This window comes from Pseudoalteromonas sp. c7(2019), from assembly GCF_011378625.1.
GTDB lineage: Bacteria > Pseudomonadota > Gammaproteobacteria > Enterobacterales > Alteromonadaceae > Pseudoalteromonas > Pseudoalteromonas arctica.
On sequence record NZ_WTKS01000027.1, the window covers coordinates 16,444 to 27,673 of the forward strand.

The window sequence follows — 11,230 nt, forward strand, 5'->3', positions numbered from 1 at the left end:
AGTTAACCTTCCTCACGGGTAACACGCAAGACTTCTTCAAGTGTTGTTTTACCTACAAGTACACGGCTACACCCATCTTGGCGAATACTTGGGCTGCGCTTACGAATGTATTTTTCTACGCTTTGCTCGCCTTTACCGTTGTGAATCATTTCGCGTATTGTTTCATCAACTACAAGTAACTCGTGAATACCCGTACGACCACGATAGCCATTAAAGTTACACTCTTCACACCCTACTGCTCGATAAATTGTCGGTTGGCTTTCAAAAGGAACCCCTAACAGCTGGCATTCATGCTCATCAGCCGTGTGACCTTCTTTGCAGGTATTACACAATGTACGTACTAGCCGTTGCGACAACACACCGAGTAACGACGATGAAAGTAAGAATGGTTCAACACCCATATCTTCCATACGTGTAATTGCACCCGATGCGGTATTAGTATGCAGAGTAGACATAACAAGGTGGCCGGTAAGTGACGCTTGAACACCAATTTGCGCAGTTTCAAGGTCGCGTATTTCACCCACCATTACTACATCAGGATCTTGGCGTAATATTGCACGTAAACCACGTGCAAATGTCATATCAACTTTTGCATTAACTTGTGTTTGCCCAATGCCTGGAATTTCGTACTCTATCGGATCTTCAACGGTAAGAATATTGCGATCGCGTGAGTTAATTTGGCTCATACCAGCATATAGAGTGGTACTTTTACCAGAGCCCGTTGGCCCTGTTACTAAAATAATGCCGTGGGGTTTACTAATTAAATCTGAAAACAATGCACGGTTATCTGCGGTCATACCTAAATCTTCAAGGTTTAAACGCGCGTTGTTTTTATCAAGTAAACGCAGTACTACACGCTCACCAAAGCTCGATGGCATTGTAGACACACGCACATCAACTGCACGCCCGGCAATACGTAAGCTAATACGGCCATCTTGTGGAATGCGTTTTTCGGCTATATCAAGCTTAGCCATTACTTTAATACGAGACACAAGTAACGATGCAAGTTTACGATTAGGCTTAAGTACTTCTTTAAGCACGCCATCGACCCTAAAGCGAATAACAAGCTCTTGTTCGAAGGTTTCGATATGAATATCAGAAGCCCCTTCTTTAATCGCTTCACTTAGCATGGCGTTAATAAGCTTGATTATTGGCGCATCATCGTCACCAGCTAGTAAATCTTCAGTTTGCGGAAGTTCATCAGCAAGTGAGAATAAATCAACCTCGTTGCCAATATCTTCCATCATTTGTTGTGTTTCAGAGCTATCACGTTGGTATGACGCTTCAAGCAGTAGCTCAAATTTATCATCAGCCAATTGCTCAAGTGTAAAACCATGGCCTGCGATACGGCGTACTTCTAATAGTACTTCCACGTCTAGCTCACCACGGTAGTAAACTATACGGTGATCTTTGTTTTTACCAAGCAACACACCTGCACGTCTTGCATAGGAAAACGGCAAACGCTTTGCTGGTAACTCAACTAACACATCACTCGTTAATAGCTCATCCTGATTATGCGTTTTAGGATGAACCACATCTTGGTTTATCTCTTGAATCGCATTAGTCATCTTTACGCTCTTGTGCATTTTGTTTACGCAGAGACTCTTCATACGTAGGGGGAAGTACTAATTCGTCATTCCACTCAGGTAAAATAGGCGTATCAGTCATTGGCATTAACTCAATACCGTCTTCTTTTTGTTTAAACTGCTCACCACGAATAAAGTTATATTTATTAAAGCTTAACTTATTCATGCTTACACCATCACGAATAATGGTTGGGCGAATAAACACAATAAGATTACGCTTACGGCGCGTTGTATTTGTTGATCTAAATAGGTGTCCTAAAATAGGGATATCGCCTAATAACGGCACCTTAGAAACACTTTCTTGTACGTCTTCGTCAATTAAACCGCCAAGTACAACCATGCCGCCATCATCGGCCATTACCGTGGTTTTAATTGAACGCTTATTTACTGAAATATCAACCGCAGTTGCACCACTTACGCTCGATACTTCTTGCTCAATAGTAAGCTGTACTGCAGAGCCATCGTTAATCTGTGGCGTAACTACCAGCTTAATACCTACTTCTTGACGCTCAACTGTTTGAAATGGGTTAGCATTATTACTGCCTGTTTGTGAGCCTGTAATAATAGGCACTTCTTGACCGACTAAAATAGAGGCTTCTTCGTTATCCATTGTAGTAATAGAAGGGGTAGCCAAAATATTTGAATTTGTATCAGTGGCAACAGCCTGAATAATTGCGCCCCAATCATTTTTAACAACGCCCAGCGCTAAACCATTAATGCCACTTAGCAATGAAGCAAGCGCATCATAGTCACCCTCAGTCGTTTCGTCATAACTAGTAACGGTTCCAGTTTCTGTACCAATGATAGTTTTAGTTACAGTTGTATCTTGTGCTTGCTCTGCAGCAACAGCTAATGAACCAACGGGAACCGTAGTGCCGTTGTTAAACTGCAACATACCGCCCTGCTCAGAAATCCACTGCAGGCCTAAGTTAACCCCGTCGCCTTCCATTACTTCAATAATAATCGCTTCAACCAGTACTTGGGCACGGCGAATATCAAGGCGTTCAATTACCGATTCAAGTGATCGCATTGTGTCTGGCTGTGCGGTAATAATTAATGAGTTTGAGTCAGGGTGAGACTCTATACTGCTTTCATTATTGCTTCTGCTACGGGTCTTAGTAGTACCGCCTTGCGCATCATCAACAAGTGACTTACTAACACCTTGCAATACTTTGACCAAATCTTCAGCTTTAGCATAATTTAGGTAAAACACCTTAGTATTACCTTGGCTTTCTAGCTCACCATCTAAGCGCTTAATTAGTTCAATAGCACGTGTACGGGCTTGGCCTTCACCGCTTACAATAACGCTATTAGTTCGGCCATCAGCCACAACTTTTGGAATTAAAAATTCAGGCACACTGCCTTTACCGCTGTCTTTATAAATATTGTCTACCACAGAGACAACATCATCTGCCGTCGCGTATTTTAGCTTAACGATGTCTACACGCTTGTCACCCGCTTGATCAACAGAGCGAATAATCTCAACTAAGCGATTAACCGATGCAGCATGACCTGTTAGCATCATTACGTTAGCCGCATTAAAGTTAGCAACGTGGCCACCATCTTTTTGATCGCTAAATTGACGAACTAGAGGACCAAGCTCCTGCACACTTACATTTTTAACACGTACAACACGCGTAATCATCATGTCGCCGCTAGCTTCACTACCTTCGTCAATAAGTGGCACATTTGATTTTTTAGCGTCTGAACTTTTTTCTACCTTAATTATGCCATTGTCCATTTCAACAGCTGAGTAGCCATAAACTTCCAATACATTTAAGAAGAACTGATAATAAAGTGCTTCGTCCATTAACTCATAACTGCGAACATTTACCTTTCCGCGCACGTTAGGGTCAATAATGACTGTTTTATTAAGGTTTTTACCAACAATATTAATGAACTCGTTGATATCAGTTCCTTTAAAGTTAGCAGCATATTCAACAGCAGAAACAGACAAAGAAATACTTGCCGCCAAAAAAAGTGCTGCGTACTTAGCTAACCCTTTTTTAATTTTTTTGAGGTGTAGCACCTGAACCATCGTATTAAAACTCCAAAGCTAAATTATTGCAGACTAAATTGCACATCAATTTGTTCACCATCACGTTCTATAGTGATATTGGCATCTGTACTATTACGCAGCTCATTAATAGCTGACATAGCCTGTTTTAAATCTGTTAATTGATAGCCATTTATAGAAATGGCTAAATCGTTATTTTTTAAACCCATTTGCTTAAATAGCTCAGGCTCTTTACCTGGACTTAAGCGATATCCAATTAGCTCACCATCATTCATGGCTTGTGAAACACGTATATAGTCAAATAGCTTGCCCGGCTCTTCGAGTAACTCTTCACGTGTTTCTATAATTGCTTCTTTAACGTCCGGATCTGCAGTGGCATCTATTTGTAGATCACTTGGTTCTAATTTTTGCGGACCCATTTCAGAATCATCACGCGCAGCGAGTACTGGCATAGATACTTTTTTACTAAAATCGAGTCCATCAAGCATTAATGTTTCAAAGCGTCCATTAACACTCAAAATAATACGATCCGGCAATATTTGTGCAACTTCAGCACGCGTACCCGATACTACTTCATCAACAAGATAGCTTACTTGCTTACCTTGTGATTCAATAATTGCGATACCTGCTTTGTCATCGTTATTAACCGCTACGATACCGGTTAAATTGATACTTAAGCGCGTTTCTGGCGCATTATTTATTACCTGCGATTGCTTTGCAGTATTATTGTTGTTTGTTACAGTTTTTTTACCAAATAAAAATTGCTCAATAATATGCTGCGCTGAGTTGTTACTCGCACCAGATGACTGGTTAGCATAATGAGTAGGGGTAAGTAGAGTTACTGGTGGTTTTGGCCACAAAAGCCAAACAAGTTTTGATAATAAAAATGCAAGATAAACAACAACTAACAGTGTCACTAATGCACTTAACTTAGCATGCGGTAAACGAGTTAAAAATTGTTTTAGTTGTTGGATTTGCTGTTCCATAAATAGTGTTCTTATTTTAATTTACTGCGTTAGCGCGTACCCATAGTACCCTTTCATTTTTCTTTCAACAAGCACACTAATATTAAACTTTGTAAACAGATTAAATTAACTTTACATAACAGTACAAAAAGTAAACTGCCGTTGTAATACCTTCATCCTACGATGATTTCATGATAAATTTTAAGCTATAAAAACGTGGGGAAATGCCTTATGAGTAAAAAAAGTAATGCTAATACCAGCTCAGACCCTGTAGATGGGTTAAAAGTTCGATTAGATAAATGGTTATGGGCTGCGCGATTTTATAAAACTCGCGCAGTTGCACGCGAAATGGTGCAAGGCGGCAAAGTACATTATAATGGGCAACGTACAAAAGCGAGTAAAATAGTAGACGTTGGCGCAAAAGTAAAACTGGCTCAGGGCGTAGATGAAAAGCTGATAACTATACTCTCAGTGCTTGAAAAACGTCAAAGCGCCCCCATTGCACAGACCATGTATCAAGAATCTGATGCAAGTATTGCTAAACGCGAAGAGAACAGCATCGCACGCAAAAATAACAGCTTTTTTGCTCCTCATCCGGATAAAAAACCGGATAAAAAGCAAAGACGCGAACTTTTAAAAATGAAATCAAGTTAGGTATAGCCGCTCATGCAACAAGATTTACTTCACCGTTATTTATTCAACGAACTAGATGTTCGTGGCGAACTCGTACAAATCGAGAATGCTTATAATGAAATGATTGCCGACCATAATTACCCAGACCCTGTTAAAGCATTACTAGGTGAGTTACTTGTTGCAACCTGTTTATTAACCGCCACTTTAAAGTTTGAAGGTGAAATTGCAGTACAGCTTCAAGGTGATGGCCCAGTTAAATATGCAGTTATAAATGGTGATGATAAACAAAACATGCGTGGTATTGCACGCCTGCAAAGCGAAATTACGGGCACAACTGTAAAAGAGCTTATTGGTCAAGGCTATATGGTGATCACTATTACACCAAGTAAGGGTGAACGTTACCAAGGTATAGTTCCGCTAGAGCATGATACTCTGAGTGAATGTATCGAAAGTTACTTTGAGCAGTCAGAGCAATTAAAAACACGCCTTTGGTTTGCAACCGACACAACAGAAGGTAGCGCAAAAGCATGTGGTCTATTTTTACAAGTACTCCCAGTTGATAAACAAAAATCAATTGAAGACTTTGCACACCTAGAAGCATTAAGTAACACCATTAAAGATGAAGAACTATTACACCTTGATGCTAATACTGTCCTTACACGCCTTTATCACGAAGATAATCCTCGCGTATTTGAACCTCAAGCGATTAAATTCAAATGTGGTTGTAGTCGTGATAAAACAATTACTGCACTTGTTAATATTGGACAAGAAGAACTACTCAAAGACGTAGCTGAAAAAGGGTCTGTTAATATTAACTGTCATTACTGTTTAAAAGAGTATGTTTTTAACGAACAAGATATAAAAAGCATTTTCAACTAAATGTTCAGCTTCATCTATATATAGTAATTAAAGCCGCAAAATATGCGGTTTTATATTATAAAAAGATGATACCGGTGTCATCCTTTCTGCTAATTTCATGACACCGGTATCATTGAAATTATTCATGTTTTTTCTTAAATATATGTGTTTTTAGAGGCTTTACGGGCTCGAATATCTTAAAACCTTCTGTTACTATAATTTCAGTTTAAGGGCACTGATAACCCCAGAGCTATCCGTTCAAACTCTCACACATAGTTAGGTATAAACATGACTACAGGCGCTACACGTTTTGTCGATTTAACCGCAGCTGAACTTGTCGAGCATGCGATCCGCCGTGGCGAAGGTACTTTAGCCGCAAATGGTGCTTTTGTTGCAATTACAGGAAAACGAACTGGTCGTTCACCAAAAGATCGTTTTATTGTACAAGAAGCAACAACTCAAAATGATATTCAATGGGGCAACGTTAATCGTCCATTTGATGCAGACAAATTTGACGCATTATGGGCTCGCGTAGAATCACATGTTCAAAGTAATGACCACTTCACCTCTCACCTAGAAGTTGGCGCAGACCCTGAGCATTATCTACCTGTAGTTGTAACTACAGAAACAGCGTGGCACCATATTTTTGCCAAAAACATGTTTATCGTACCGCAGAACTATAACGCTTCAAACTTACCACAATGGCAAGTAATGAACGTTCCTTCGTTTGTATGTGAGCCAGAACGTGATGGCACAAATAGCGATGGCACCGTCATTATTAACTTTGCACAGCGTAAAGTATTACTAGCAGGTATGCGTTACGCCGGTGAAATGAAAAAATCGATGTTTTCTGTACAAAACTTCCTACTACCAGCAAAAGGTGTATTACCAATGCACTGTTCTGCTAATGTTGGTGAAGCAGGCGATACAGCATTATTCTTCGGTTTATCTGGTACGGGTAAAACAACACTTTCAGCAGACCCTACTCGCTTTCTAATTGGTGATGACGAGCACGGCTGGGCACCTGGAAGCGTGTTTAATATTGAAGGCGGTTGTTATGCAAAATGTATCGACCTGTCACAAAAGAATGAACCTGTAATTTGGAATGCTATCCGCTTTGGCACTATTTTAGAAAATGTAGTGTTAGATGAAAAAGGCGTTCCAGATTTTAACGATACTAGCCTTACTCAAAATAGCCGTGCAGCATATCCACTTGAACACGTTGAAAAACGTAAAGTAGAAAACCGCGCAGGCGAACCTAAGGCTGTTGTATTTTTAACTTGTGATGTAAGCGGTGTATTACCACCGGTTTCTATACTTAGCGAAGAAGCTGCTGCTTTTCACTTTTTAAGTGGATACACAGCAAAAGTTGGTTCTACTGAGATTGGTTCAACTAGCGATATTGAATCAACATTTTCGACATGTTTTGGCGCACCATTCTTCCCACGCCCTGCTGGTGTTTACGCTGAGCTTCTTATGAAGCGTGTACGCGAGTTTGGCGCTAAGGTGTACCTTGTGAATACAGGTTGGACTGGCGGCCCTTACGGCACAGGTAAACGTTTTGATATCCCAACTACTCGTGCAGTAATTGATGCAATCGTATCTGGTAAATTAGCGGGTGTTGAAACTCAGCACATTGATGTTTTAAACCTAGATGTACCGGTAGCAGTTCCAGGTGTAGATACTAACTTACTTAATCCTATTAATACGTGGGAAGATAAAGCTAAGTACAATGAATATGCAGCAAAACTTGCCGCAGACTTCACTGAAAACTTTGCTAAGTATGACGTATCAGACGATATAAAAAATGCAGGACCTAAAGCTTAAATAAGCTTCAAGCTTGTATTTTAACGCCAGCCAAGGGCTGGCGTTTTACTTTCTAAAGACCTAATTTAATAAGTGCGACAAAATGCCGCACAACTCATATCAAAAAACCATATAATATACCGCCTAATTAATCATTCTTTAATGCCCAATAAACCTGCATTACTCATTACGACTATTTAATTAATGACACTAAAGCTTTCATGGCGAAAAATATTCAGGCGGTTACATTTATACTTAGGTCTATCGGTAAGTGTTTTACTTGCTATTATTAGCCTTTCTGGCTCCGTATTAGTTTACTATCCGCAAATAGACTTACTGCTAAATCCAGCAAATGACGCTACTACAAACATAAAAACGCCTAATTGGGATCAAGCATATAATACGCTAAGAGCCAATTTTCCTTCAAAGCAAGGGCCATGGCGATTAGAAAACACAGGTATAAACTCAGTAATTCCGGCGCGATACTACAATCCAATAGAAACAAAAGAGCAAGGCTTTGCTCCCTTAATGGTATGGCTATCTAGCAGTAGTGATAAAGTAATACGTAAAAACTATTGGGGAAAATACTTAGTAACTTGGATGTACAACTTACATTTTTCATTACTAACAGGAGCAACGGGCACTCTCGTTGTTGGCTATATAGGCATAGCCTCAATAGTTCTTCTTATTTCTGGATTCTTTGCTTGGCTTCCAAAGCTTGGGCAGTGGGTAAAGGCACTAAAATTTAAATCTCGTAGCTCTAAAATAGGTTTGCTATACGACTGGCATAAACTAATTGGTTTAACCTTCTGCATACCGCTACTAGCTTTAACTGTTACAGGTGTTATGCTCGCTATTCCAAAACAAACAGATTCTATATTAACCGCTCTAGTTAGCGATATAAACTCCCCACCAAAAACACAAATTCAACCGAGCAAACAAACCAATATTCCTTTATCACAAGCGGTATTAATAGCTGAAAAAGCATTACCGAATACGCGTTTAGCTTGGATTGAAACAGCATCAAACTTAAATGCTATTTACAGATTAAGATTTCAAACTGTAAACGATCCTTCGTATCGCTTTCCACATAGCTATATAGAGGTTAATGCACTTACAGGAAAGTTAGAGAGCGTGTTTAATATAGATAAGCAAAGTACGGCTAGTAAAATAAAAAACTGGATACACCCTCTACATGACGGCAGCATTGGCGGTAACATTTTAAAAGTCATTTGGGTGCTGAGTGGCTTTGGACCTGCTGCATTGTTCTTTATTGGCGTATATAGGTGGTTAGTTAGAACCAAGAGAATATAAAAATAAAATAAATTTCACGCCAATCTCCCTAGTTAAATGATCTATTTGAGGTCAAAAATTTCTTTATTTCGCTGTTCTCGCCAATTACTCCTAAGTTGCTCATCCTTCTGTATCCATGCAATCGTATATCAGAAATTTCTAACGCAATTAACGTCAAGTTCAATCCACCAAATTGATTAGGTATTATTGCCGATTAGTATAATTATCAGGTATGTGTATTTATTCTGCACGCGCTAAAACTACAGTTAGTTACAGATGTAATGCGGTAAATCACTTAGGTAAACTTAGCGCACAATAGTGCCACCCAATTAATTGCTTACTAGTGTCTGTAAATAAGGCTATATACCTAATGGGAATGTCTAATAGGCTACTGAATAGTTAAAGCAAGGCTCTTTACAATGTGAAGCCTGCGTAATGTCACGATACCCACAGCGGTGGAGAGTCACGTAGTAAATGCTACTTTATTGGCCGAATGGGGTATTGAGGGTTTTTGTTGTGATTCTAGCGTCGGGAGTCGCTGCGCTCGCCCGCCCTACGTGATGGTGTAGATGTCAGTGTATATTAATTGTGCACATTTCACTTTTTACAATTTAAAACCTGGTGATGTCATAGTGCCCACAGCAGTAGAAAGTCACGTAGCAAATGCTACTTTATTGGCCGACTGGGGTATTGAGAGATTTTGTTGTGATTTTAGCGTCGGGAGTCGCTGCGCTCGCCCTGTAGTGGTCAATAAAATTTGGCCACAGTTTTAGAGTCTTTGTATCTAATCTCAGATTCATTTGGCGCTAAACCAGCATTATAATGATGCGGTCTAACGTTGTTGTAATATCCGTTGATATAATCACTCACACTATATTTAGCGTCTATAAAATTCCCATATCCAACCTTTGGCATCCATTCTGTTTTAAAGCTTCTAAAAAATCGCTCCATTGGCGCATTATCCCAACAATTTCCGCGTCGACTCATGCTTTGTGTGATTTTATAGCGCCATAAACGTTGGCGGTACTTCAAGCTCGTATAATGGCTTCCTTGGTCTGAGTGAAACATCAACCCACTTGGTCTGCCTCTGCTTTCGTAAGCTAACTCAAGCGCTTTTAGCGTTAAGTTAGAATCTGGCGACAATGACATTGCCCAACCCACAACTTTACGCGCAAATAAATCAATAACGACCGCTAAATAAGCCCAGCGATTGCCTGTCCAAATATATGTAACATCACCGCACCACACGGTATCTGGCTCAACAACATCGAACTCCCTATTAAGCAGGTTTGGGATTTCAAGATGTTCATTACCGCCACGTTTATATGAATGTTGAGGTACTTGGCAGCTTTCTAGCTTTAATTTAATCATTAACTTAGCAGCACGATAACGGCTTAATTCAAAATCGTTATTCGTTGCGATTGCCGCGATTGTCCTCGCACCTGCTGAGCCCCCACTCATTGTATGTATGGCTTTAACTTCAGCCTCTAACCTTACTTGCTCTGGTGTCGGTGTCGTATCCCGTATAGCCCAGTATTTATAGCTGCTACGATGCACATTAAATACACTACATAGCACACTAATTGGGTAACGCTCTCGTTGATTTAATTTCTCAATTAACGAGAATTGTTCAGGGAGTCGGACATCAAGAGAGCGGTAGCCTTTTTTAATATATCCTTTTCTAATTCAATGCGTTGGATTTGCTTTTTAAGTTCACGGATTTCAATTTGTTCGGGTGTCATTGGTGAAGCCAATGGTGACTGGCCATTACGTTCTTGCTTTAATTGAGCAACCCATTTACTTACGGTTGATTTACCAACACCCATCGCTTTGGCTGCTTCTTCTTGTGTATAACCTTGGTCAACTACAAGTTGAGCCGTTTCTAATTTGATTGCAGCGGAGTACGTTGCACGGTTTAATTTTGTCATTTTTTTCACCCAAATTTGTATGCAAATAGCATAACATTTCTTTCTTAATGGGTGACCAAAATTACTCTACCACTACACCCGACCTACGTGATAGGTGTTGATGTGAGTGTGTGTTAATTGCGCGCATTTCACTTTTCTGCAGAC

At 39.9% G+C, this 11,230-nt stretch carries 8 protein-coding genes; 4 read left to right on the forward strand and 4 right to left on the reverse strand.

The features are described 5' to 3' along the window. Positions 1-2: 2 nt before the first annotated feature. Genes gspE through gspC form a run of 3 tightly spaced genes read right to left on the reverse strand, consistent with a single transcriptional unit; the run spans position 3 to position 4,589 of the window. The gene (gene gspE / locus GQR38_RS19455; RefSeq protein WP_010555415.1) at positions 3-1,568 is read right to left on the reverse strand and encodes a type II secretion system ATPase GspE; all 1,566 of its coding nucleotides are present in this window, start codon (positions 1,566-1,568) and stop codon (positions 3-5) included. Beyond that, positions 1,561-3,624, reverse strand: coding sequence for a type II secretion system secretin GspD (gene gspD, locus GQR38_RS19460; protein WP_121954886.1), 2,064 nt, complete (start codon positions 3,622-3,624; stop codon positions 1,561-1,563). The genes gspE and gspD overlap by 8 nt, the downstream gene beginning before the upstream one ends. Positions 3,625-3,647: 23 nt before the next feature. Beyond that, on the reverse strand, positions 3,648-4,589 hold the full coding sequence (gene gspC / locus GQR38_RS19465; protein WP_010555417.1) for a type II secretion system protein GspC: 942 nt from the start codon (positions 4,587-4,589) through the stop codon (positions 3,648-3,650). A gap of 210 nt (positions 4,590-4,799) precedes the next feature. Here gspC and hslR point away from each other — a divergent pair, with 210 nt between their 5' ends. From hslR to GQR38_RS19485, 4 genes are all read left to right on the forward strand, one after another. Beyond that, a complete protein-coding gene (gene hslR / locus GQR38_RS19470) occupies positions 4,800-5,222 on the forward strand; it encodes a ribosome-associated heat shock protein Hsp15 (RefSeq protein ID WP_007586590.1) in 423 nt (140 codons plus the stop codon). Positions 5,223-5,234: 12 nt separating this feature from the next. Beyond that, positions 5,235-6,080, forward strand: a complete 846-nt coding sequence (gene hslO / locus GQR38_RS19475) for an Hsp33 family molecular chaperone HslO (protein ID WP_007586592.1) — start codon at positions 5,235-5,237, stop codon at positions 6,078-6,080. A gap of 267 nt (positions 6,081-6,347) precedes the next feature. Continuing rightward, entirely contained in the window at positions 6,348-7,886 is a 1,539-nt protein-coding gene (locus tag GQR38_RS19480; protein WP_165723013.1) for a phosphoenolpyruvate carboxykinase, read from the forward strand. 183 nt (positions 7,887-8,069) lie between these two features. Next, on the forward strand, positions 8,070-9,179 hold the full coding sequence (locus GQR38_RS19485; protein WP_165723012.1) for a PepSY-associated TM helix domain-containing protein: 1,110 nt from the start codon (positions 8,070-8,072) through the stop codon (positions 9,177-9,179). A 726-nt stretch (positions 9,180-9,905) separates the two neighbouring features. On the opposite strand, the gene GQR38_RS19490 is transcribed toward GQR38_RS19485, so the two are convergent. Beyond that, positions 9,906-11,086 (reverse strand): IS3 family transposase gene (locus GQR38_RS19490; RefSeq protein ID WP_165737997.1). Its coding sequence is split into 2 segments (ribosomal slippage): positions 9,906-10,828 and positions 10,828-11,086, totalling 1,182 coding nucleotides; the frame shifts between segments, so codons are not numbered across the junction. Positions 11,087-11,230: the final 144 nt, after the last annotated feature.

What these genes read in the sequence shown, in the direction of transcription:
- gspE (WP_010555415.1), bottom strand. Translation starts at nt 1,568, where the DNA reads ATGACTAATGCGATTCAAGAGATAAACCAAGATGTGGTTCATCCTAAA.
- gspD (WP_121954886.1), bottom strand. Translation starts at nt 3,624, where the DNA reads ATGGTTCAGGTGCTACACCTCAAAAAAATTAAAAAAGGGTTAGCTAAG.
- gspC (WP_010555417.1), bottom strand. Translation starts at nt 4,589, where the DNA reads ATGGAACAGCAAATCCAACAACTAAAACAATTTTTAACTCGTTTACCG.
- hslR (WP_007586590.1), top strand. Translation starts at nt 4,800, where the DNA reads ATGAGTAAAAAAAGTAATGCTAATACCAGCTCAGACCCTGTAGATGGG.
- hslO (WP_007586592.1), top strand. Translation starts at nt 5,235, where the DNA reads ATGCAACAAGATTTACTTCACCGTTATTTATTCAACGAACTAGATGTT.
- GQR38_RS19480 (WP_165723013.1), top strand. Translation starts at nt 6,348, where the DNA reads ATGACTACAGGCGCTACACGTTTTGTCGATTTAACCGCAGCTGAACTT.
- GQR38_RS19485 (WP_165723012.1), top strand. Translation starts at nt 8,070, where the DNA reads ATGACACTAAAGCTTTCATGGCGAAAAATATTCAGGCGGTTACATTTA.